This is a genomic window from Nostoc foliaceum FACHB-393 (assembly GCF_014698505.1).
Taxonomy (GTDB): Bacteria; Cyanobacteriota; Cyanobacteriia; order Cyanobacteriales; family Nostocaceae; genus Nostoc; species Nostoc foliaceum_A.
On the sequence record NZ_JACJTD010000031.1, the window covers coordinates 66,902 to 91,024 of the forward strand.

At 42.2% G+C, this 24,123-nt stretch carries 19 protein-coding genes and 1 pseudogene; 9 read left to right on the forward strand and 11 right to left on the reverse strand.

Annotated elements, in window-relative coordinates; translation table 11 throughout:
• Positions 1 to 29 precede the first annotated feature (29 nt).
• The 6 genes from H6G92_RS23200 to sat form a co-directional block, all read right to left on the reverse strand.
• Positions 30 to 953, reverse strand: coding sequence for an ion channel (locus tag H6G92_RS23200; RefSeq protein ID WP_190896176.1), 924 nt, complete (start codon positions 951 to 953; stop codon positions 30 to 32).
• A gap of 341 nt (positions 954 to 1,294) precedes the next feature.
• Complete coding sequence (locus H6G92_RS23205; protein WP_242059282.1) at positions 1,295 to 2,188, reverse strand: YsnF/AvaK domain-containing protein; 894 nt, start codon at positions 2,186 to 2,188, stop codon at positions 1,295 to 1,297.
• Positions 2,189 to 2,433: 245 nt separating this feature from the next.
• Positions 2,434 to 3,327 carry a DUF2382 domain-containing protein gene (locus H6G92_RS23210; RefSeq protein WP_190896180.1) on the reverse strand — a complete coding sequence of 298 codons (894 nt, stop codon included), beginning with the start codon at positions 3,325 to 3,327 and terminating at the stop codon, positions 2,434 to 2,436.
• A 320-nt stretch (positions 3,328 to 3,647) separates the two neighbouring features.
• Positions 3,648 to 4,490 carry a DUF2382 domain-containing protein gene (locus tag H6G92_RS23215; protein ID WP_190896182.1) on the reverse strand — a complete coding sequence of 281 codons (843 nt, stop codon included), beginning with the start codon at positions 4,488 to 4,490 and terminating at the stop codon, positions 3,648 to 3,650.
• A gap of 511 nt (positions 4,491 to 5,001) precedes the next feature.
• Complete coding sequence (locus tag H6G92_RS23220) at positions 5,002 to 7,113, reverse strand: caspase family protein (protein WP_190896184.1); 2,112 nt, start codon at positions 7,111 to 7,113, stop codon at positions 5,002 to 5,004.
• Between the two features lie 99 nt (positions 7,114 to 7,212).
• Positions 7,213 to 8,391 carry a sulfate adenylyltransferase gene (sat, locus tag H6G92_RS23225; protein ID WP_190896186.1) on the reverse strand — a complete coding sequence of 393 codons (1,179 nt, stop codon included), beginning with the start codon at positions 8,389 to 8,391 and terminating at the stop codon, positions 7,213 to 7,215.
• 195 nt (positions 8,392 to 8,586) lie between these two features.
• On the opposite strand from sat, the gene H6G92_RS23230 reads away from it, so the two are divergent.
• The 3 genes from H6G92_RS23230 to H6G92_RS23240 all read left to right on the forward strand — a co-directional run bounded on the left by H6G92_RS23230 (position 8,587) and on the right by H6G92_RS23240 (position 9,969).
• Positions 8,587 to 9,240 (forward strand): Uma2 family endonuclease, encoded by a 654-nt coding sequence (locus H6G92_RS23230; protein ID WP_190896188.1) that lies wholly within the window; start codon positions 8,587 to 8,589, stop codon positions 9,238 to 9,240.
• A gap of 124 nt (positions 9,241 to 9,364) precedes the next feature.
• Positions 9,365 to 9,634 carry a type II toxin-antitoxin system ParD family antitoxin gene (locus tag H6G92_RS23235; RefSeq protein WP_190896190.1) on the forward strand — a complete coding sequence of 90 codons (270 nt, stop codon included), beginning with the start codon at positions 9,365 to 9,367 and terminating at the stop codon, positions 9,632 to 9,634.
• On the forward strand, positions 9,634 to 9,969 hold the full coding sequence (locus tag H6G92_RS23240; RefSeq protein ID WP_190896192.1) for a type II toxin-antitoxin system RelE/ParE family toxin: 336 nt from the start codon (positions 9,634 to 9,636) through the stop codon (positions 9,967 to 9,969). Before H6G92_RS23235 ends, H6G92_RS23240 begins: the two co-directional genes overlap by 1 nt.
• A gap of 317 nt (positions 9,970 to 10,286) precedes the next feature.
• On the opposite strand, the gene H6G92_RS23245 is transcribed toward H6G92_RS23240, so the two are convergent.
• Both H6G92_RS23245 and mnmA read right to left on the reverse strand, forming a co-directional pair.
• Positions 10,287 to 11,348 carry a hemopexin repeat-containing protein gene (locus H6G92_RS23245; RefSeq protein WP_190896194.1) on the reverse strand — a complete coding sequence of 354 codons (1,062 nt, stop codon included), beginning with the start codon at positions 11,346 to 11,348 and terminating at the stop codon, positions 10,287 to 10,289.
• A gap of 537 nt (positions 11,349 to 11,885) precedes the next feature.
• Positions 11,886 to 12,941 (reverse strand): tRNA 2-thiouridine(34) synthase MnmA, encoded by a 1,056-nt coding sequence (gene mnmA, locus H6G92_RS23250; protein WP_190896215.1) that lies wholly within the window; start codon positions 12,939 to 12,941, stop codon positions 11,886 to 11,888.
• Positions 12,942 to 13,265: 324 nt separating this feature from the next.
• Here mnmA and H6G92_RS23255 point away from each other — a divergent pair, with 324 nt between their 5' ends.
• Together H6G92_RS23255 and H6G92_RS23260 are read left to right on the forward strand one after the other, a co-directional pair.
• Entirely contained in the window at positions 13,266 to 14,201 is a 936-nt protein-coding gene (locus H6G92_RS23255) for a hypothetical protein (RefSeq protein ID WP_242059283.1), read from the forward strand.
• A 325-nt stretch (positions 14,202 to 14,526) separates the two neighbouring features.
• Positions 14,527 to 15,270: a DUF561 domain-containing protein gene (locus H6G92_RS23260; RefSeq protein ID WP_190896196.1), complete on the forward strand. Its 744-nt coding sequence runs from the start codon at positions 14,527 to 14,529 to the stop codon at positions 15,268 to 15,270.
• A gap of 121 nt (positions 15,271 to 15,391) precedes the next feature.
• Here H6G92_RS23260 and H6G92_RS23265 read toward each other — a convergent pair whose 3' ends face one another.
• Complete coding sequence (locus H6G92_RS23265; RefSeq protein ID WP_190896198.1) at positions 15,392 to 16,540, reverse strand: DegT/DnrJ/EryC1/StrS family aminotransferase; 1,149 nt, start codon at positions 16,538 to 16,540, stop codon at positions 15,392 to 15,394.
• A gap of 320 nt (positions 16,541 to 16,860) precedes the next feature.
• On the opposite strand from H6G92_RS23265, the gene H6G92_RS23270 reads away from it, so the two are divergent.
• Positions 16,861 to 17,637: an ABC transporter permease gene (locus H6G92_RS23270; protein WP_190896200.1), complete on the forward strand. Its 777-nt coding sequence runs from the start codon at positions 16,861 to 16,863 to the stop codon at positions 17,635 to 17,637.
• Positions 17,638 to 17,719: 82 nt separating this feature from the next.
• Here the strand turns inward: H6G92_RS23270 and H6G92_RS23275 are convergent, their stop codons facing one another.
• Positions 17,720 to 19,480, reverse strand: coding sequence for a hypothetical protein (locus H6G92_RS23275; protein WP_190896201.1), 1,761 nt, complete (start codon positions 19,478 to 19,480; stop codon positions 17,720 to 17,722).
• Between the two features lie 648 nt (positions 19,481 to 20,128).
• Here H6G92_RS23275 and H6G92_RS23280 point away from each other — a divergent pair.
• The 3 genes from H6G92_RS23280 to H6G92_RS23290 all read left to right on the forward strand — a co-directional run bounded on the left by H6G92_RS23280 (position 20,129) and on the right by H6G92_RS23290 (position 23,823).
• Entirely contained in the window at positions 20,129 to 21,355 is a 1,227-nt protein-coding gene (locus H6G92_RS23280) for a succinate--CoA ligase subunit beta (RefSeq protein WP_190896203.1), read from the forward strand.
• 161 nt (positions 21,356 to 21,516) lie between these two features.
• Positions 21,517 to 22,398, forward strand: a complete 882-nt coding sequence (locus H6G92_RS23285; protein WP_190896205.1) for a succinate--CoA ligase subunit alpha — start codon at positions 21,517 to 21,519, stop codon at positions 22,396 to 22,398.
• 744 nt (positions 22,399 to 23,142) lie between these two features.
• Positions 23,143 to 23,823, forward strand: a complete 681-nt coding sequence (locus H6G92_RS23290) for a RibD family protein (protein WP_190896207.1) — start codon at positions 23,143 to 23,145, stop codon at positions 23,821 to 23,823.
• Positions 23,824 to 23,917: 94 nt separating this feature from the next.
• Here the strand turns inward: H6G92_RS23290 and H6G92_RS23295 are convergent.
• Positions 23,918 to 24,123 (reverse strand): annotated as a pseudogene (locus tag H6G92_RS23295) (photosystem II q(b) protein); the annotation flags it as partial.

A 24,123-nucleotide genomic window follows, 5' to 3' on the forward strand; every position in this document is an offset into this window, starting at 1 on the left:
AATCAAGCTTCCGAGTAACTTTCAGGCATTTAAAGCATTTCATCTAAAGGTAAAACATCGTGGAAGCGGTTGTAATCAATGTAGCGATGTCCATCGGGTGTGTGGTGGATGATATCGACAAATTGATTGTTCCACAAAATTTCATTAGCACCATAACTATGACGGGCATGGACAACCTGTGCAACCGTTTCATCAATGCCACTCAAAGAGATGATCAGCATAGTATTTGTCTGGGTTAACGATTCTGGTGTCATCCCATATAGAGGACTAAACTCATCAATGACATGCATCACTGACCAGCTCAACGTAAAGCTAGGTGTTTGGTTCCTCAGCAGTTTAAGATCGTAGAACCGACGCATGAACTGCCCTTCTAAGGAAACTTCGTCGCGCATTAAGTAGACTCGCATCTGGGCCTCCAGAATCATATTGCGACGCTGATTAGCGGTGCGAAATATGAGAGTCGGCATCGCATCATGAGGTGTAATTACAGCAACACGACTAAACAGTACCCGAGCTGTGGGTCGGGAGAATCGAGCAAACGCTAGTCCCGTCATCACAGCAATTCCCACCAAACCGATCATTGCTTCAATGGTGACAATAATGTTGGCGTAAGTTGTTTTAGGATACATTGCCCCATAGCCGATAGATGCTAGGGTTTGGACGCTAAAGAAAAAGACATCTAAAAAAGAACCAGGTCGGGCATTGGCAATACAATCTCCTCCTATTAAGTAAGCTAGGGCAAATAGAGCATTAATAGTTATATAGAAAGTACAAATCAGGAGCAGAAAGCCAGTCCAGGGAATCGTTAGCAGCAGATGGTAGGGATCGCGCCAGTAGGAATGCCATGCACCCATACCCATAATCTCAAATTTTCCATCTCGAACTTGAATTTGAATAGGTGAGATCAGGCGCTGTCGTTTTTTCGGTGAAAGTCTCTTCAGTCGAAATTTCATTGCAAGGTAGCCAAAAGCAAGGCAACTCCTTAGTATTGTAAATTAAGTTGCTTTGGAGACATTTCGGTTACCCAGCAAGGGAACGAAAATCGGCGAGAATGCAATTCCTTCTAAGGGTGTCTGGGATAGCCGCCCGCCGGTTTAGTCATTGGTCATTAGTCATTTGGTACTGTTGACTTCAATTTTCTCACGGCAATTCAAGAAAATGAGCGAACGCAGCAGCGTGTCGGAAAGACTTGCGATGTTTTCGTAGCTGTGGGATGAGTTAATTTTCTTTTCTTAAATCAGCAAAAAAAATAGGGTGTGCAATGCCCACCCTACTAAATTAATCTGCTAGAAACTTATTTTTCCGGCTTTAGTGATTGACCTTTAGAACAACGGTCAAACCACTCCTGGTATTTTTTCTTGTGTGACTCATCTTCAACACCAATGGTCACTCGCACCTGATTGCAGCCGTGATTTTGCTCTAGTGCGATCGCATTCAACAATAAACTAGCAGTTTTAGGTGAGCTAAATTCGCCGCTTACCGTTAAACCACTGTCAAAATGTGTAGCCTCAAGTCCTTCTACTTCGGTCAAGTCAATGCCAGAAATTTCCTCTTGTCCTAAATCAATTTCTGCAAGTTGTTTGTGTTCTGGGCTAATTTGTTCCACAATCAACCTTTCACGCCGGACAGGAACTTGTATCATCCGGGTTTCGATTACTTTGCGAACAATCACCTCACCAACTTTACGCTTACTGCTTTCAACAACTAGGCGTTCTTCTAGTAGACGAATAATCTGTTCTTCGGTAACATAATCTAAATTTTCTGGCTCAACTGGACTATTTATAGTTTGATAATTGTCTAGTCGCTCAGTTGAGTTTTCTGATAGTGTGCGATCGCCTGGTGTTTCTGTTTCTAAATATTCAGGCATATACTCGATTTCTGATTTGTTTAAGTCTATGAAAACAGATTTAGTCGGCTTGTCGATTTTTTTTATTCTTTGGCTCTGCAATCGAAATAAAGAAGGATATTTATCGGCTAACTGCTGACCATATTCTAGAGTTCCTTGATTCGCCTGATTAGATATAACTAAGTTTAATCGGCGATTAGCATCCACAATTAAGTCGTGAACTACTCCTACTAGCTGACCTTGCTGATCGAACACAGCAAAATTGCTCACCTTCTTTCTTAAATCTGCTAACGAGGTGCTAGTGCGAGAGTCAGAGTTTGCCTGTCCAATGTTTTTTGTCATCGGTTGGCTATTCATATGCAAATTTTATGAACTGCTTTCTATGTAGCTCAATTATAATGTATTGATCATCTGAATGCTATTTAGAAAATGTTTGTGGCAAATGTATTTGTCCAACCCATATTCGCAATTCAAATTCTAAAATGCTATCAGATATTGCAAGCACAGGTAAAGCTAATTCTACAGCCTTACCTGTACTGTGTCGAATTAATTATTAGTCATTAGTTAGCAACTAATGACTCTGTTAATTAGCGTTCTTCAATTGGAAGATTACCAGAATTCACATCTAACTCTTCACGACGCACGGTTTCTTGAGTTTCAACTGTGTCTTGATCGACCACTTTTCTAACTCTAACTTCTTCACGCAAAAATGCTTCTTTGCGAACTTCAGGAGTTTCTTCGTGGATTTCTACGCGAGCAACTTCGCCTTCACGGAAGTCTGCTTCGCGCCCAGAAACGGCAGTACCTGCATCTGCTGGAGTTACACGCTCAATCACAACTCGTTCTCTTTCTACTGGGACTGCAACCCGTGCAGTATCAGTTTCAACGTGCTTGCCAATCGTTACTTCTCCAGTTTTTTGGCGGCGTTTACTGGCAATCAGCCGTTCTTCATACAATCTCAAAGTTTGATGATCTTGCTCATGTAACCCGTATAAAGAAGGCTCATGTTCGTAATTGTAGCTATCACGATTGTAAGTAGGCGTAACTGGCTGCTGATAGGTTGCATCCACTGGTGCTGTAGCTTCCACTGGTAATGATGCTTCTACAGGTCGGGTATAGTCTGTGGGTCGGCGATATACCCCACGCACCCGTTCTTCATAATCGTAATCAAGGGTTTGACGTTCATTGAACTCAGGTAAATCTTCTGCTTGCTCTCTAGTCAAGCCAATTGTGTAGACGCGATCAACGTTATAGTCGATACGAGCGCGACCAATTGGTAGTAAAACTTTTTTACCAAAAATCCAGAAGCCTAAATCAACGACTAGATAGCGGAAATGACCTTCCTCATCCACTAAAACATCGCTGACAGTGCCAATTTTCTCATCAGTTCCTTGTGTATAAACGCCAAGTCCATTAATGTCGTGACCTTCAAAAGTATCACGATAGTTAGGCTCAAAATCTTGTAATTTGTAGAGAACCATTATATTTTCCTCAAAACTTTTATTCCCATCTCCTAATAACTAAGTTAGACATTTAATTACTTGTTTACCTCTTTCTGGCGAATGAATTATTTCATAAGTTAAATAATCAAAAGTTATAGATATTTTTTGATATCAGAACCAAGGAAATTTGCATTTCTACATTGTTGATCAAGATGTAAATTTTTCCAAGGTTAGATTCCCGATTTCTCTCAGAAGCCGGGAATTTTGTTTAATATAAAAATACAGACAGAGATAAAAATTAGCTTTGCCTGCATAATTATTTCAGATAAATTTACTAAACAAACTTATTGACTAGCGACTTAAACAGTTTCATGTGTAGTGCTGCCATGTTCCTGCACATGTAAATTACCCGCAGTATCAACATCTAACTCTTCTCGACGAATGGTGTCTTGTGCTTCCACAGTGTCCCGTTCTACTACTTTCTTTACCCGGACTTCTTCACGCACAAACGCTTCTTTATGTATCTCAGGCGTTTCTTCGTACACTTCTATGCGTGCTACTTCCCCTTCTTGGAACTTAAGTTCGTTGGGATCTACAACCTTTCCTGTTTCTGTTGGCACAACTCGCTCAATCAGAACTCGTTCTTTTTGAATAGGTACTGTAACGCGTGCAGTTTCTGTTTCAATATGTTTACCAACCGATACTTCTCCGGTTTTTATGCGGTGTTTGTTGGCAATTAATCGTTCTTCATAGAGTCTAAAAGTTTGATGATATTGCTCATTCAACCCATATAAAGCTGGTTCTGTCTGGTAATTGTATGTATCGCGATCAAAAGTCACACCGCTGGTTGAAGAACGAAATACACTCCGTACCTTTTCTTCGTAATCATTATCAACGATCGCGTCTTCTTTGTACTCAACTAAATTTTCTACTTGTTGTCTGCTTAATCCATCAACATAGACGCGTCTTGCAGGATAATCGATCCGGGAAAGACCAATTGGTAGTAATATTTTCTTACCAAAAAAATCTACGCTTGTATCAATAATTAAATACCGGAAATGACCATCGTCATCAACTAAAACATCAGCCACTGAGCCAACTCTTTCTCCTGCCTCAGTATAAAGATCCAATGCTTTAACATCGTCTCCGCCGAAAGTTTCTCGATAGTTTGGGTCAAAATGTTCAAGTTTGTGAAGAGGCATACGCTGTTCCCAAGTTGTTTATCAGGTTTATTTATAAGTGTAAAAAATATTGTGCTAAGTCTCATCCTGCTGGCGACTGAATTCAATTGAGATTTTTTCTGGTTTATAGCTCATACTTTCTGAGGTAAAGACTCAAGTTGAACACTCCCGATCATCAATAGGAGTACAACTAAAGTTATACAAAACTCTAGCTTATGCTGGTATAAACAATTCTTTACTGGAGATGATCTCGAAGACTAGTCAGTGTAGGCGGACTTGTAGAGCCTTCATACCAATTCACGAAAACCCTTGATACATATACATTTATTGTCGGGGCATGGCATTACTAATTGGTGTCAAATCTTGATGTTGGTCACCTTTGAACTTAATTGTCTGTGTCAAACTTTCAATAGCTAAATCATGAGTATTTTTTAATGCATGACAACGGGCTTTATAACACCAAGATCAATAAAATTTAGGCTCAAGTTTTAAGGCTCTATTATCAGAAACGATCGCCTCATCATATCGTTGTTTACACAACTTGAAAATTAAAGCTAATACTTGCCCAATTATTCACATCCAAGATATATGAGTCGGTTGCTGTGCCGTTCATCTCCGTTTTAAGGGCGCTGGCGTTATGCAAGTCTTGTAGCAAGGCTTGTGCAACGTCTAAGGGATTCAACAATGGGCTAATCGGACGTTGTTCGGCTGTGGAATACTTAACAGTGCTCAAGGCGGCGAGAGTTTCGCTAAAAGGGGCAGTACTAAAAATCAGTTGTTGTTCGCACTCAGAAGCTGGCCCTGAAATCACCCATTGGGAAGCACCATTAGTTTGGGGTAGGGTAAGGGTTTCACCTGGGGCGATGACGACTTCTTTGAGAAGGGGCTTGGTGTCGCCAGTGTTTGGTTCTTGGGGAGTTTCCCAAGAATAGAAAGCAACTCCTGTCTGATTATTGTTTAATCCCAGCAAGATTAAATATACTGGGCGATCGCTCTGGTTTTCCACTCGATATTGCATTCGACTACCGATAGGCACAATCGGAGTGGGGAGAGACGCAATTAATCGCGTCTGTATTGATTTTTTAAAAGTTCGTACTGTTTCGCGCTGCATGACGATGCGAGGCGATATGCCACTAATTATTTCTAAGGTTGCCTTGATAGGTAAGCGGGAAGAACCTTCATTTTCTGTCAGCCGCCATAACTTGGCTGCAAACAGGGTTGATAATTTTGGCGCTAACCTTTGCACTGTTAATTTTACTGCTTCTCCTACTTCTCCAGTGGTATTGGGAATTAGCTCGCCACCAAGAGAAAATAGACCATAATGACTGGGAATTTCCTGTAGTTTGGCAAATAAATAATCAGCGGGTTTTTCTCCTGCTACTACGGTGGACACATGGGAAAATCCAGCAAAGGCACTTGTAGCGTCTACCCGCTCAATTCTTTCCAATCCAGTATCCAAAGCTATTGTTAAATTAATATTTCGGGGTAAAACCCGGACTGCTTCTTGGACGAGTTGCCCAACTTGTAGGGGATTTGCACCTTCAATTTTGGAAATTTGCGCTTTTGCTGTTAACCCAGTGCGCGATCGCAATACTAATTGCTCTGTTGTTGCGAGGGTGAATCGAGAATTCACTCCGTAGTATAGCAGCACTTGTGGAGGTAATCCTGCTAACCACAGATGGACTGTTTTACCGTCTTCTTCAATAGCTGTTACCGCGCCTTCTGCACCATTTACACTGTCTGGCAGTAGAGACGGTATCTCTTGATTTTTCTTATTACTTAATAACGCTGGTTGCTGTTTACTACCCAATTTGGATAGAGAATTTTCCACATGGGAGAGGGCGACTTGAATTGTGGTGGCTGGGGTGAATTCCCATAAATACTGTGTCAAGGCGTAGGTAAATAACCCGGCACTAAAACCAGAGAATAGTCCTTCTCTTGCAGGCTGCTTCGGTTCTGAGGTAGCTGCTAAAACAATTGGAGTGCTAGGTAATTTCTGAGTTTGAAGTTGTTTGAGAAAGTCGAGTTCTTCTGCTGCTAGCTTGGCTACTGACTCCTGAAGGGCGCGAATTTTTAATCCTAAGACTGTGCTAGGAGCATAATAGCTAGTATCCAATACTGCTGTTACTCTGTCTGTGGGGAGCGATCGCAATAATAGCAGTAGAGTTTCTTCTAATATATAGTTGACTATTTGTTCATCTTGTGAGTTCTGAGCCACATTAGCTGGCACCAGAGCATTGTGCATTGTATCTGGCGATGTTTCCAATTTGACACGGCTGCCATAGCCGCTAAAGTGGAAGACCACCACATCACCGGGTTTAGCTTGCTTACCCAGGTGATCCAAAAAAGCCGCCTCAATGAATTCCCTGCTAGCTTGTTCCTCAGTTAAGGTTAAAATATCTGACCCTTGGAAACCAAAGCGATGAATCAAAAGTTCTCTTTGGAGTTCCACATCCATCATAGAACCACTGAGGGCTGGAATTTGCGGGTATTGGTTAATACCTATTAGCAATGCCAATTTGCGCGGACTGGGTTGTGCCAAAGCCTGGTAATAGCGATTTCCCAAAGTCAACCACTGAGCTTCAGTTACCCCCAATACCGCGAGTATTGAGCCAATTCTGTGTAAAAACGTGCGCCGTTCCATAATTAGCTATCAGCCCTCAGCTATCAGTTAGCAGCTTACAGGGCTGAACTCTATAGTGTAAAGTGACAGTCGATACTGTTTATCTATTGACAATTTGCCCTAAGCCGGCACTTGTATTCGCATTGCTCGCGCTAACTCTGCCGCCACCTCAGGACGGGAAAATTCTGGGGGAGGTAACTCACCGCGCCGCAGCATTTCTCGAACTTTTGTGCCTGATAGGTGAATGCGTTCTTCTGGCATGCTGGGACTGGTTTTAGATGTTGCCATCTGCTTAGTGCGCGTGCAGTAGAAAGCGTGTTCAAATTTCATCGGCACAATGCCCAATTCACTTGGGGCAAATTCATCAAAGATGTATTGAGCATCGTAAGTGCCGTAATAGTCACCCACGCCAGCATGATCTCGTCCGACGATAAAGTGAGTACAGCCGTAGTTTTTGCGGACTAAAGCATGGAATATGGCCTCACGAGGCCCAGCATAGCGCATTGCGGCTGGATTGATTGCCAAAGTTACCCGGTCTAAAGGGTAGTAGTGTTCCAGCAAAATTTCATAGCAGCGCATCCGCACATCAGCGGCAATATCGTCTTCTTTTGTCGCCCCAACTAATGGGTGCAAGAATAGACCGTCAACAGTTTCTAAAGCGCACTTTTGAATATATTCATGGGCGCGGTGGATGGGGTTGCGAGTTTGAAAGCCAACGATGGTTTTCCAACCCTTGTCTCTAAACATTTGCCGTGAGGCGGCTGGATCAATTTGGTAAGTGGGAAACTGGGGATGAGGTTCGCGTTGCAACAGCCAAATATCACCCGCCAGATTTACAGTACCTTGGTTATAGAGTACCTGCACGCCTGGATGTTTGACATCATCAGTGCGGTAGACATTTCTTGCTTCGCGGGTTTTATCGTAGTGATATTTTTGCGTGAGTTGCAAAACCCCAATAAATTCACCTCTGGAGTTATCCAGACGGATTAAGCCGCCTTCTTGTAACGGGGAAGCTACTTCTTCGCTGACAGATAGTGTAATCGGTATTGACCACACAAGACCGTTAGCTAGTCGCATTTCTGTAACAGTGCGATCGTAGTCTTCCTGGTTCATAAAACCCGTCAGCGGACTAAAAGCACCGATCGCAATCATTTCTAGATCAGAAACGGCGCGATCGTCAAGTTGCACTCGTGGCAAAAAGTCAGCTTTTGAGAGAAACTCTGCTCTTTGTTCTGGTGTGGCGATACGATTAACCAACTGTCCACCGTGGGGGGCTATGGCATCTGGATTGTGACTCAACTTAATCCCCTCTCTGCTTTTACTGCTATTGTTTCAGATTATGTACTAACTTATCAAAATGCTGGTACTGAGAAAAAAAAGAGTTTAGGGAATGGAGGAAAGTTTTTGCAACTAGCCTCTAAGCGATCTGATTAGGTTACGCTAAAGCTAATCCAGCCTCAAGTTTCAGAATAGTTCCTTTATTTGGAATTGCTTATGACTGCTGTATCTCCCGTTGTTAAACCTGTTAGCCAAATGCGGCTAGCGCCTGGTAGTAAAGTGAATATCCAGGATATCAGTTGGGAGGAATTTGAGTCCATTTTGCAAGAACTGGGGGAAAAGCGATCGCTACGAGTTGCTTACAGCAAGTCCACGTTAGAAATTATGGTTCCTCTACCCGAATACGAAAAATCAAATGACTTAATTTCCGATATTGTAAAAATCTTGCTGAAGATCGCCGGGAAAAGTTATGAACCCTTCGGTTCAACCACCTTCAAGCGGGAAAATATAGCGGGGGTAGAACCAGATGCTTGCTTTTACATCCAAAATTACCAAAGAATGATTGGTCGTCGCAAACTAGAACCAGATGATCCGCCTCCTGATTTGGCAATTGAAACAGATGTGACATCAAAAACAACTCTTGATGCATACGTTGCGATCGCTGTTCCAGAACTATGGATTTACGATAGTAAAAAGCTGAAGATTTATTTACTCAGAGATGGACATTACATCGAATCTGATCACAGTCCTAACTTTCCAAATATCCCTCTAACTCAAATGATTGCCGCTACAGTTGAACGAGCTTGGCAAGTAGGAACCATACAAGTTTTGAAAGAGTTTGAAGGAACATTAGAGAGAAGTAGTTTTTGATAGAGAGTACGTAAGCGTAGTCCGCCGCAGGTATCGCTTTTGCTAATTGATCCTTGTATGGCAATAAATGGCATAAATTGCCATAAAATAATATTATGAAGACAAAATTAGGCAAGTAGTGCCAGTGAAAAGTATAAATATATCTCTCCCTGATGCGATGCGGACTTATATAGAAGAGAAAGTGGCGACTGGTGGCTATAGTAGTGTCAGTGAATATTTCCGTGAGTTAGTGCGCCAAGACCAAAAGCGTCAAGCGGCTGAACGTTTGGAAACGATGCTTTTAGAAGGTCTAAATTCTGGGAATGCAACTGAGATGACTCCTGACGATTGGGAAGACATCCGCCAAGCTGTGCGCGAAAGAATCGCCAAGCATAAAGGATCAAACCAAGGTTAATGAGCGACGTAAGCAAACGACCGCAAGTCATCCGCGATTTGATAGAATTAGCAACTTATATTGCAGAAGATAACTTGGAAGCTTCAGATAGGTTTCTTGCAGCAGCAGAAACAACTTTTAAACAACTGGGTAAAATGCCAGGAATGGGAAAACCTTGTCAATTCTCTCATCCAAATTTAGCTGGTGTTCGACAGCAAGCAATAAAAGGATTTAAAAATTATCTTGTTTTTTATCTTCCTTCGGATTCCGGTGTAGAAATTCTTAGAGTCATTTATGGCGGACGAGATATTGAAACAATCTTGGATGAAGATTTAGGAGAGAATGACTTGAAATAATAATTACGAGTATTTTACGCATCACTTTTAGGATAAGCGATCGCAGTTCCAGAACTATGGATTTACGATAGTAACTTTTCAAAGTATTAGAGAACGGTAAATATTTATCAGAATTTCGCTCTTTTAAAAATAATTTGCTGATAGCTCTAGATGGGACATAATATTTTTGATTTATAAATAACCCCCGCCTTAAATATGAAGGCGGGGGTAAAGAATAGTTGTTTAGTTATCTCGAAAAATGTAAATTCATACTCCGATTCAGGAACGCCGAAAATCGATGGTTTTGAAGATTTTGAGCTTCTGGCTAAAATCGTTGGCTAAAATACAGTCGCAGCATCGATTCCATCGGCGAAGGCATCTAGTCCAGTCCAATTGCCTTTAATCGGTTTTGGATAACCCTCATCGGCTTTGTCAGCAGCAATATCGTAGCGAATAAACTCAGATCCTTTAAATAAATAAACTTTACCATTACCTAGATTCAGGGCGGCATCGATATTTGAAAAATGAACTCCAGGCCAATAAGATGCAATGTGATAACTATCACCTGTGGCTCGCTCGGCAGCAATCTCATAGCGAGCATAATTACTACCTTTGAAGAAATAAACTTTGCCCTTGTCTAGATTGACGGCAGCATCAATATCTTTATCGAAGCCATCCATTCCAGCCCAATTGCCTTTAATCGGTTTTGGATAACCACTATCAATTTGAGCAGTAGGTGCATCGTAGCGAATATACTCAGAGCCTTTGAACACATAAATCTTCTCATTGTCCCAATGTAGAGCAGCATCGAACTCGTCAGCGAAGGCATCTAATCCAGGCCAATTGTCTTTAATCGGTTTTGGATAACCCTCATCGGCTCGATCAGCAGCAATATCAAACTGTATATACTGGCCTCCTTTGAAAAAATAAGCTTTTTTCAAAGCATTTGAAACGGGGCGATCGCGGGGGTCGAGGAGACTAGAAGAAATGTCTGTGATATTAAAAGTGAGTGCTTCACTCTCATTAGTCGTTGTCACGATATAGAAAAAATTGTCGCAAGCATCATTTTTGTACTTGTTCCCTTTTTTGAACCAATATTTAGTTCCATTCTGATTAGTCCATAATTTCACGGTAGATCCGTTATCACTGAAATTACCAGCTAAATAACTGTAGTCGGATTTAACGTAGAGATAGCCACCGTCGTAGGTTAGCCATTGGTCTTTATAGGGACCATCATAAAACTTGAAGGAACATCGATCAGTATCGAAAATCTCCATCGTAAAATAGGCAACATAAGCATCATCAGTAGATAAGCATAGATACTTGCTGTGCGATTCTGTACAGGTCGATGTTAAAAAGTGTTTGTATTCGTATTTAACTCCTAAAAGCTCGTGGCCCACAGATAACTTGACATATCTTTTTTGATTTTCCATTTTAATTCTCCATTGAAGTTGAATGTAATTTGCAAACTGAGCATTTCCTTATTGAGGAAAAACCTTTTGTAGCTCGTAGTACGGATGTGACTTGAGGATTTTTCACAACCGTTATCAGCTAATTTAAGCTTTCGATACTCGTCAATTTATAAAACGATTAAAAGTATATTCACTCTTCAAAGCACAAAAGACAAGGACAGATAAGACAGATAAGAAACTTTTTGTAAAAATATAAGAATCCGATTTGAATTTTTAAAACATACTGAGATTGAAATGCATGTCCAGCAAGGATTGATCTCTAAAATCCGTTCAAAAATCAAATAGGATTCCTATATATGAAGCAGAGGTTCTCTATCAGAGTTTTGAGGAATAGCTCTTTTTCTGGCATTATTATCCAATTCCAATTTAAAGACAAAAATACCCCTCCGAAACTCAGGGCAACTTTTGCCTATCAGAAGTTCACAGGAGGGGCAGTTTTGACTTCTACCGAAACCGGAGTAAGATTCAACTAAACTGTTCAATTATTCCGCCACCTAACACTTTTTCCCCGTCGTACCATACCGCAGCTTGTCCAGGGGTGATACTGATTTGGGGTTCATCAAACACCAAACGCACACGGGAATTTTCCAGCGGAATCACTGTCACTGGTGTAGGTGTTGAACGATAACGAATTTGCACTTTGGCATGAATTGGGGTAGATGGTTCAGCAATGGAAACCCAGTTTACCCGATTTACAGTGCATTCTGGCTGAGTTACCTTGGTGCGATCGCCTACTACTACTTTATTATTTTCCGCATCTAATTCAATCACATACAACGGTTCGGCAGCAGCAATTCCCAAGCCTTTGCGCTGACCAATGGTGTAATGATGAACACCATCATGCTGTCCCAAAATTTTGCCTGTAGTATCTACAATATCGCCTGTTTTGGGAGCCAAATATTTATCCAAAAATGCCCGCATGGAACCGTTACTTTCCACTAAGCATAAGTCTTGACTTTCTGGTTTATCAGCAGTTTTTAGTCCGTATTCAGTCGCAATGCGACGCGTGTCAGTTTTTTCTAGTTCGCCCAGAGGAAATATGGTTGCTGCAAGTAAATCTTGAGACAAATCATAGAGGAAGTATGACTGGTCTTTATTACGGTCAACAGCCCTTAATAACTGGTAACGTCCAGTTGCTTCGTCATAGCTAATTCGGGCATAATGACCAGTGGCGATGCGATCGCATCCCAATTCTTCACGAGCATACTGCACCATTGGCCCAAACTTCACCGTTTTATTGCACTGGGAGCAAGGCAAAGGCGTGATTCCAGCACTGTAACCAGTCACCAGGAAATCGACAATATGCGTCTGAAAGACATCTCGAATATCTACAACCTCATGGGGAACGCCCAATTGTTCACAGAGATCAGCCGCGTCGATCATACCTTCAGAGCAACATTGACCTTTGCCTTTCATTAGCCAAAGAGTCAAACCAATCACTTCATAGCCCTGATGGTGCAGGATAGCTGCGGCGGTGGAACTGTCAACGCCACCAGAAAGACCAACGACGACTTTTTTCATACAAAGCACGACACGATAGCTGCGTGGTTGTCCAATTGTAGCACACACTCTTCAAAGCCTTGCTACCAAAGCACTTCAGTTTTCTAACTGTTGACTGTTAACCATCAACCGTCAACCGTCATCAGTCAACATGAAATCCCATCCCCTTTTAGGAGTGGGATGAGCTTAATCCTCCATTACCCTTATCTAAGAATAATTACAGATGTATTTTTTGCCACGCACATGAGCTAATTTTACGTTAACGCTATATAGTTGCTACAACGGTGAACTAATTAGTTCCTGATGGAAATTGCCTAGAAATACTTTGACTACTTTCTAATTACTATGTCGAGAGAAATACCAAGTCAATTTATCCCATTTCAGATGCTGCGCGGAAGTTCTGAGGGATGGAAGCCCACTATCAGACTTCTCTCCTTGTTAGTGGGAGGATGGTTACTGCTGATTCCAGACTCTAACCCAGTACAAGCACAAATTCACAACAGCAACGTGCTACTTGCTCAACAAGTCGGTGAAACTTTACCGCCACCGCCAATTCCCTTTGGCCAACAGCCATCACCGCAGTTACAACCAGTGGAGGAGAGTCAATTAGAGCAGGATTTTCAGCCCTCTCAACCAGTACAAAACAATCAATTAGAGCAGAATTTTCAGCCCTCTCAACCAGTACAAAATAATCAATTTGAGCCGAACTTTCAGCCCTCTCAACCTGAACAGTTTAGTCAATATAACCAGAACTTTGAGCGCTACTTAGTTTATGTAGATGGTAGTGATTTCCAAACGCTACAAGCAATCCGTCAGATTGAACCCAGTGCTTACATTCGCCAGTATCAAGGCCGAAATGTAATTCAGTCAGGTGTTTTTAACAGAGTATCTAACGCTCAACAACGGGTGAGTGAGTTAGAGTCACGAGGGATATATAGCGCCCGGATTATTAGCTTTGCTAACGGACAGGAAATAAATTCAGGTAATAGAAGCTTTGTAGGCGATCGCACTAATATAAATGCTAATAGACCAGTTTCTAGATATTATGTCGCCATTCCCACCACTCCCGAACAATTACCTACGATCGCAGCACAAATTAGGCAGAATCTAGCCCGATTTAGTCAAGATTTAGGACGATCTGGCGGAGTCCTTGAAAGGACGCAACCACGCGGGCCACACGTAGCAGTAGGGCCTTTTTCTGATCGATTCCAAGCTGAGGAATGGAATAAATATCTGCGAAATATAGGATATGGTAACGCTAGAGTTTACTACGGAAAGTGAATAAGTCAGGAGTGGGAACTAAGATAAATCCTCAGCAGTAAATTCATTTTATCTAGATTCAGCATGGCGATCGCTCCTAGAACACCAAGTAATCCTGGAAGAACCTCTCCCCCAACCCCTCTCCGCATCGGAGAGGGTAATTTGGCTCTCCCTTCCCTGCTAGGGGGCTGGGGGGTTAGGTTTTTGATTACTGAATCGATGCTCTAGAGAGGTCTGTTGTCTCCATAAAACTATCAAGATTTGGCAAGTGCGATAGTGATTTAGTCCCCGATCAGCTGAGGAACGGTAGAATATACCTAATTTTCGTAGCTTTAAAAGCCAAACTATGACGATGCATTCTCCACTCCAACGTGCATTTAATAACCGCCGTGTTCTGAAAGTGATCAGCGGCTTGAATAATTTTGACGCCGCTAGCGTCGCCGCTACCGTTAAAGCTGCTGAATTTGGTGGTGCTACTTTTGTCGATATTGCCGCCGATCCAGCCTTAGTCCGGCTAGTTAAAAGTTTGACAAAATTACCAATTTGTGTTTCGGCAGTAGAGCCAGAAAAATTTGTGCAAGCTGTAGCAGCTGGTGCTGATTTAATTGAAATCGGGAATTTTGATTCTTTCTATGCTCAAGGTCGCCGCTTTGAGGCTCTGGAAGTGCTAGCGCTGACTAAGCAAACCCGCACTCTTTTACCCGAAATTACCCTATCTGTTACCGTTCCCCACATCCTAGAACTAGATCAACAGGTACAGCTAGCAGAAGAACTGGTGAAAGCTGGAGCGGATATTATCCAAACCGAAGGTGGTACTAGCAGTAACCCAGTTCACCCTGGAACTCTAGGATTAATTGAAAAAGCTGCTCCTACCTTGGCAGCAGCTTTTGAAATTTCTCGTGTGGTGTCAGTACCAGTATTATGTGCTTCAGGAATTTCTAACGTTACCGCACCATTAGCGATCGCTGCTGGTGCTGCTGGTGTTGGTGTTGGTTCCGCCATCAACCAACTCAATAGCGAAATAGCAATGATTGCCGCTGTGCGTGGCTTGGTAGAAGCCTTAGCAACTACAAATGCAGTAATGAGTTAGGAGTGATGAGTTAGGAGTGATGAGTTAGGAGTGATGAGTTAGGAGTGATGAGTGATGAGTAGAAGAAACTTATTTATTCAAAACTCCAAACTTCAAACTCTTAACTCCAAATTTCTAACTATTAACTCATAACTTCTTTCAATGCATAAATTACTTGGTCTTGCTGCTGTTGTGTCAATTCTGGGAACATAGGCAAAGATATGACTTCATGGCAAGCTTGCTCTGCTATTGGTAAGTCTCCAATTTGATAGCCCAGACTTTGATAAACTGGTTGCAAATGTAAAGGGTAGGGGTAGTAAATCATTGAACTCACACCCTGCTCTTGCAATTGATTACGCACCCAATCTCGATATTTAGCGCTAGAACCATTTCGCCCTTCACCTGATATCCGAATAGTGTATTGATTCCATACCCCAACACCCTCAGGTAATTCTTGAGGCGGCACTATCCCTGGAACTTGACTCAGGAACTGATAGTAATAGTTGGCGATATCTCGTCGGCGATCATTCCAAATATCTAAATAACGTAGCTTAATCTGCAAGATGGCTGCTTGGAGAGCATCTAAGCGACTATTTACACCTATTTCCTCGTGTAAATATCGAATTTTACTACCATGATCCCGTAATATTCGCAGTTTAGTGGCGATCGCTGGGTCATTAGTCGTTATTGCTCCGCCATCGCCACAACCACCAAGATTTTTGGTAGGGTAGAAACTAAAGCAACCAATATGTCCAATGCTTCCTACTTTTTCATTAGCCCACATTGCGCCTGTAGACTGAGCGCAATCTTCAATTATTGACAAATTGTGAGACTGAGCGATCGCCATCAATGATGTCATATCCACAGGTTGTCCAAATAGGTGAACCGGGATAATCGCTTTGGTTTTGGGTGTAATCGCCGCCGCTACTTGTTCCACATCGAGATTAAAGGTAGTAGCCTCAATGTCAACAAAAACAGGCTTTGCACCAACGGCGCTAATCACTTCAGATGTAGCAATAAAGGTGAAAGGCGTTGTAATCACTTCATCGCCTGCACCAATCTCCAAGACTCGTAATGCTAAGTAGAGTGCATCAGTACCAGAATTACAAGCCACACATTGAGTAACAGTATTATAAGCAGCAAACTGTTGCTCAAAGCCTTCGACTAGGGGGCCGCCGATATAGCGACCAGAAGCCAATACTTCTAAGACAGCTGCACTTACTTCTGCTTCGATGGTGGTGTATTGCTGCTTAATATCAAAAGCAGGGATGGGATTTACACTTTGGATCATGAGTTCTTATTTTATCGGGAGATACAAAGGATGCACTTCGAGAGTCAATTTTTGCTGATTGAATTGTTAATCAAAAAGGAGCTACTAAAAGACTATCGCCCAAGATACGCATCTATTAGGGTTTTTACTTAAATTGTGGCGCAGTAAACTACCGCACATTTAATTTACAGATAGTAGGCATACTAAGTGTTTGCCATGTTAAGGTTGTACCATTTTGAATTGATGAAGGTGATATATATCAACCAAGATCCAACACATCGGATCAAAGTTCCAGGTGTGTGGGCTGCTTTGAAAAGAGAATACCAGGAGATAGAGAACCCATGCAGGATCTGATCAGGCTGGATTTCGTAGATTTAGCTATTGCTGTGGGATTGATGGCGATCGCCATTGGTTTATCTGCTTGGGAAAAATTAGGATTAGAGTTTAACTTAGCCCTTGCTACTGGGAGAACTATCTTACAACTTCTTGTATTGGGATACATTTTAGATTTCATCTTCGCTTTAGACAATGCTTGGGCAGTTTTGGCGCTATTAGCAATAATGCTGATAATTACGGCGATTGTCGCACGAAATCGCATCAGCCAAAAAATTCCTCATGTGTTGCCTTTGGTGTGGGGTGCAATTTTAATTAGTACCGCCCTGACAGTGCTTTACACCAACTTCTTGATCATTCAACCAGAAAGATGGTACGAACCCCAGTATATAATTCCCCTAGCAGGGATAGTCTTAGGTAATGCTACCAATGCAGCTGCGATCGCAGGCGAACGTCTTGTCAGCACCATTAATTCCAGCCATCTCGAAATAGAAACCCACTTGAGCTTAGGTGCAACGCCCCAGCAAGCAGTTAGCCAGTACCGCAAAGACGCCATCAGAGCCGGATTTATGCCGACTCTCAATCAAATGATCCTCATCGGTATGGTGGCAATACCAGGAATTACCACAGGACAGTTATTAGCTGGTGTCCCACCCCTGGATGCTGTATCTTACGAAATTTTGATTGTATTTATGGTTGCTTTTGCTAATTTGTTGACAACAGTTTTAGTTGTGAAAGGGTTGTCTCGTCAATTTTTTAATTCTGCCGCGCAGTTAGTAAGATGAAGGGATTAATCTACAATCCAAGAATATTTCATCAATCCCTTGTAGGGGTTCACAACTGTGCATTGGTGTCAAATATGTCTACTTATCCATCCAAAGTCCGTGTATAAATTACCTGACCTTGGGAATCATAGAGGAAAAGGGACAAGTTAGCATTGTCACTAATTACAGCTAAGGCTTCCCGTAAAATTTGCAAGTGATTGGTAACATCACCAGCAGTCTCCGAGTTCTCAGAATAAGGATTAGCCAAGTTATTTTGTCTTACTTGGTCATACTCAGGCGTTAACCGGACAATAATTCCTGCGTTGTCTATACTAAATGTGCAAATCCGAATTCCATTAATACAGGTTTTATCTAGGTCGGTGCGGGTTTGTTGCAAACTACTAACAACTTGTAGTTTTTCTTGCGCTTGTTTGAGGGCTACTGAATAGGGTTCGATGAGGGACTGAGCCTGAGTGTAGTACAAGCTATCCTGGGAAATCTGTTTTGCAGTTTGCAAAGCCTGATCCCAGTATGTCGCCGCTGCTTGCCATTGGTTTTGTTGCTCATATACTTTGGCTTGCTTGGCAGTGCTAACGGCTTGTTGGTAGGTTTTAACAGCTAATCGTTCTTTAGTCGCGCGATCGCGTGCCCCTACTAACTTAGGTTTATAATCTAGCAACAGCTTTTCGGCTTCTTGGTATCCAGGACTAGTCCGGGGAATGCTATTCAAGGCATTAATGGCCACCAGCCAAGTAGACTGCACTTTTTGCCAGTCATTCAAGGATTTAGCAGTAGCTTGCCGATTCTCGGCTGCATTAGCCACAGCTTTTGCTGCTGTTATTTTTTTCAGCCATTTTTCCTCAGTAAATATCTGTTGATTTACAGCGTGCAAACGGACACGATAACTTAATAATTTCCCTTGCACTAGCCCATAGAGTTCACTACCGGAGCTTATAGTTTCTAGTGGCGCTATAGCCTGTCGCCATAAGTGTTGCCTAGCTTGTAATTCCTCTAGGCTATGTGCAGGAGTTTGAACTTTTTGTGTCGCCAAGGATGCCGTTTGCAAAGCCTTGACCACCTGGTTGATTTTTTCTGACCGTCCAGACAAACTTGCTTTTAGTTCTTCTGCCACCTGGGAATGGGGTGACCAACTAGGAATTGTGTTCAAGGATGCGCTGGCTGCTGTAAATTGCTGTTGTAGAGCTACTAATTCTTTTTCAGACTTGGCGCGGCGCATCAATTGTGGAGATTTTGTTTTTAATTGCTCGGCGTTTTGTATTTCTTTACACTCAGACATTACACAAGGGCGAGTCAAAAAGTAAGCACCACCGCCTAAGACTACAATTCCCACCAATACTGCACCCAGTAAGATAGGTTTGATTTGGAATGCTGGCTTTGAAGCTGACAAATTCGGCGCATCTGCAAATGGGTCAAACGCTTCCTCTTCCTCTGTCTCATCGATTGATGGAAAATATGTCAGAGCTGAAGAAGACGCGGCGAATTCTTCCCCCTTGTCTCCTTGTCCCCTTCTCCCCTTGTCCCCTTGTCCATCTCCCCATTCCCCTATCTGCATAGCCAAGAAACATTTGGCATAAGGGAGTTGTTCACCAAAAATTCTGAGGAAACATTGCACTTGCTGGTATCTGTGGGGTGCCAGAGACTGAAGTACTTCCTCAATTACTGCAAAGATTATCTGAGCGTCAACTATTACATCTGATTCGTGTTGCGTTAAAATCATTAGCCCGTCTTTATTGACGGCACACTTAACCTCGAAGACTTCAGCCGTTGAGACTTCTACAAGTAATTGTTCCTGCAAAGTTTTGGCTAAAAGCTGTAAATCTTCCTGCTGGACTGCTACTTTCATAGAGCTTTCCCGCTGAACTTCTATATTGTTTTGATTATCTTTAAGGGGATGAAATGAACTTTTTAGGTTTGTTGAATGCAAATGCACAGTTTAACCAACCACAGCCTGAAAATTTGAACGACCAACTTTCTAACACAAATTCTGGGTTTTCACCAAAAATTAAAAAAGCAGTTATTGTTCGCGTCGATACATTTTCACAGTGATAGATGCAAAATTAAATAATTTGTGCTCAGATATAAATTACAAATAAAAAATGGGAATAATAGAAATTTTGAGTATTTTCACTGCATTATTTCGTGACAATTAAATTCACGGGATGTACTGCTGTGCAAAATTATAGTGGCAGAGCAGTTGTGACAAATTTATCCAAAGGTTAAGGAAAAGATACTAAGTCAGAGGGTTTTGACAGAAAGGTAGTTATCTTCTATGCTGAGAAACTTACTGAGGAGATTAATGACGTATTGTGGCTCTGGCACAAACAGGTTTGCTATCGAAATTAATGTGCCTCATTTGCTTAATTCGATAAAATTGATCCGTGAAAAAGAAATTTTTATAGCTGCCAAAAGCTTAATTCTGCAATAAAAGTGCTGCAAAATATTAAGACAGCACTAAGCAAGGGCTTGGAAAGTGTGAATGCAAGGTGTATCAATGGATTTATTAGAGTATCAAGTTAAAGAATGGTTTGGGAAGATAGGCATTCCTGTATTGCCTTCCCAACGAATTGACCATCCCACAGATTTGAAACGTTTAAAAATTCGCTTTCCAATTGTACTGAAATCTCAAGTACATGGAGCGGAACGGGCAAAAGCAGGTGGAGTCAGGTTTGCCGAAACGACAATTGATGCGATCGCAGCTGCTCAAAATATCTTTAGTTTACCAATCTGGGGCGAATTGCCGGAAGTTGTGCTGGCAGAATCCCAATACGACGCCAACCAGGAATTTTATCTAGCGGTGGTTTTAGATACTGCTGTTTGCCGACCAGTACTTTTAGGTTGCAAAGAAGCAGACATTGATTGGGAATCCGCTGGGGAAAGAATGCATCATGTTGTCGTGGAACAGGAATTCTCGCCATTTTATGCCCGACGACTGGCTTTGAAAATGGGTTTGCAGGGGACGCTGATGCAGTCGGTAAGCAGCGTTGTCCAGAAGATGTACCAGTTATTTGTGCAAAAAGACCTGGATTTAGTCGAAATAAATCCCTTGGCAGTTAGTGCTAATGGTCAAGTTATGGCTCTTAATGGTAAAGTCAGGGTCAATGAACGGTCGATCAAGCGTCATCCAGACCTCGCCGAGATGGCAGCAAAAATTATCAGCCGTAATACCAGTACTGGAATCAATGGTATATTGGGCGATTGGGATGGCGTGAAAATGCACGGAAAGATCGGTATTTTAGGTAATGGTACTGGTTCAGTGATGGCAACTTTAGATTTAGTCGCTAATGCTGGTGGCAATCCAGGTGTTTGTTTGAATCTACGTCATGCTTTCCTTACAGATACTACACCAACTACCTTCCGCGATCGCCTAGAGACAGGTCTAAAAATACTGGAGGCTGACAAAAGCATTCAAGTAATACTAATTAATTTTCTAGGTAGCATTCCTCAAACGGAGGAAGTAGCAGAAGTTATAGCTAAAGTTGTGCAGCAAGACAACAGCGAAATTAAATCACAAGTTGTAAATTCTAATGGTAGTAAAATTCGGCGAGAGCGGAATTTTAAACCCTTGGTTGTTCGTCTTGCTGGGTCTGAATTTAATGCTGTTAGAACATATTTAGCAACACTAAAAACTCACAGCGACGCGCTCCTGGTGGTAGAAAATTTAGATGAGGCAGTGGCGGCAGCAGTTCGTCTTGCTAAACCAATGGCTAATAAAAAGTAGTGATTGTCATTTTGTTCCAATTCAAAAATCGAAAATTATTAATTTTTACCGCGTAAACATATCGTTGGGCATTGGGTATTGGGTATTATTATTCCCCTAATCCTTACCCCCCTTGCCTAGCGGCTTAACTCACTGGGTTGTCAAATTTACGGTAATTTTTTATGAACCTAACGCCAGAAAGTAAAGTCTTAATTCAAGGCTTTTGTGAATTTATATCAGGCACTCATGTTGCTCAAATGAAAGCTTATGGCACAAATTTGGTAGCTGGTGTCAATCCTGGATGTGGCGGACAGGAACTGCATGGACTGCCAGTATTTGACTTAGTAGAAGAGGTAATAGAACAACTTGGGGTAATTGATACAACAATTATCTGTGTAGATCCTTACGACGTTCTAGATGCGGCATTAGAAGCGATCGCATCCCATATTGCTCAAATTATTATTATCACCGCCGGCGTGCCACCTTTGGATATGGTGCAATTACTCCGCAAAGCCGAGGCCTGTGAAACTTTGGTAATCGGGCCCAACAGTCCTGGGATCATTGTGCCGGGAAAAATTCTTTTAGGTACTCAACCTAGCGAGTTTTATACTCCTGGGGCAGTAGGGATCGTTAGTCGTAGTAGTACGCTCACCTACGAAGTTGCTTACGAATTAACAAAAGCCGGTTTAGGGCAGTCGATTAGTGTCAGTATTGGTAGTGATGCGATCGTTGGTTCCTCATTTCTCCAATGGCTGCAAATTCTTGATGAGGATGAAACTACAGAGGCGATCGTTTTAGTCGGTCAACCTGGTGGTGGTAGTGAAGAAGCAGCAGCCCGATACATTGCTGAGGCAATTGATAAACCAGTAATTGCCTACATTGCAGGTAGACAAGCACCACCAGGAAAAAGTTGGCGTCAAACTGGGACTTTAGCAACGGTTATCGGACGCGATCCCAACTTTGGCACAGCCCAAAGTAAATTAGCTGCTTTCAAAGAAGCGCAAGTTCCAGTAGCTGAACGTCCTTCTCAGATTCCAGAATTATTGAGAAAGGAAATTAAGTAAACTACCGCACACTTTCTCTACGCGGTCAATGTGGGCTTCTCAATTCATTGACAACAGCCTTGGCAGTAGTAAGACTTGCGCCCATACCGCTTTGGTCTGAAATTTGCAATAAACCTATTTTGCATCAATAAGACCTGAATCCGTACATTTTCCTAAATCTTATCCTTACCTTTTTATTAGTTAATCATCAGCATATAAACTCAATTATCAAAAGATACTTAACCGATAGGAACGGCATAACTTAATAGACCTACAATGCCATAAATATCTAATCTCTTCATTAATTGCACTTGTTGTGATTTAAATATTTTAATACTGATCTTTTATAACCCTGCAATCTTTTTTCCAAACGCGATCGCCAATACTCGAAATGCCAAGAACACATTCCGCACCATCAGCGCTACTATTAATGTCGGTAAGTGGGCAGCCTGTGGGGGTAGGTTAAATTCTATTCACAAGTTTTTGCTTGCTGATTGAACCTGGGATTTTTCGCTCTCGCTGAGTCAAGGTATTGATAGTGTGCCATTGCTGACGGGGCGACGAAATAGATTAAAAAGATCATGTATTCGATAACTATCGCTCATGGACAGCCTCACATCAGATAAAAGCTTATATCGATTGGGCTTGTCAGTTTAAATCTAGTGATATTGCTAGCCTAATAACTATTCTCGTAATGAGAATTGCTGCTATTCATGACAAAGAATTTAAAAAGGTAAAATTATAAAGAACCGTCAGAACGTAATCATGTCAACTATCCAAACAACTGTGGTTCTTGCGATGACGGCCGATGGAAAAATTAGCGCCGTAGATCCTCAAGCGCCTCGTGAATCCGATGCCGCTGATCAAGCACACCTGGAGTATCAAGTCTCCCTTGCGGATTTAGTCTTGGTAGGGGCAGGGACAATTCGGGCTGAGGGGGGAACCTTTACAATTCGCAATCCCGAACTGTTGGCAGCACGTGAGGTTCGGGGTCAGTCTCCCCAGCCCATTACCTGCGTTGTCTCAGGTTCTCTTGACCTATCGCTGGATTTGCCTTTTTTAAGCCAGGACATTCAGCGATGGATATTTACGACACGGGCTGGTTTGGAGCGCAATTCTGATGCAACAACCTTGCAAAAACTGGCTGAATTAATTGATTTGGGAGATACAGACTTGGACTGGGATCGGGCGTACAGCTTGATGGCAAAGCGAGGTATTCACAAGGTCGTTGCTTTGGGAGGTGGCTCTTTAACAGCGGCTCTAGTAAAGGCAGGGCGAATTGACGATTGGTGGTTGACAATTTGGCCGGTCATTTATGGAGGAAAGCACGCCCCTAGTCCAGTGGAGGGAGAGGGCTTTCTTCCCAATGCTGCGCCTAATCTCCAACTCGTCGAAACTCGTCAGGTTGGAAGTGAGTTGTTTTTACATTACCGCACACTCAATTAAAATAGGCTCCCAGAATTAAGCGCTATTCTCGTTGATACTAAAAAGCGCCCTCCCAATTTGGGAGAGCGCTTTTTGATTTAGCTAAACTTCAGAATTAACCGTTGATAGCAGGAGCAGTCAGAGCGACAGGAGCAACATCACCAGCAGCCAAATCTAAGGGGAAGTTGTGAGCATTGCGCTCGTGCATTACTTCCATACCCAGGTTAGCCCGGTTGATTACATCAGCCCAAGTGCTGATAACGCGACCTTGAGAATCAATGATTGATTGGTTGAAGTTGAAACCGTTCAAGTTGAACGCCA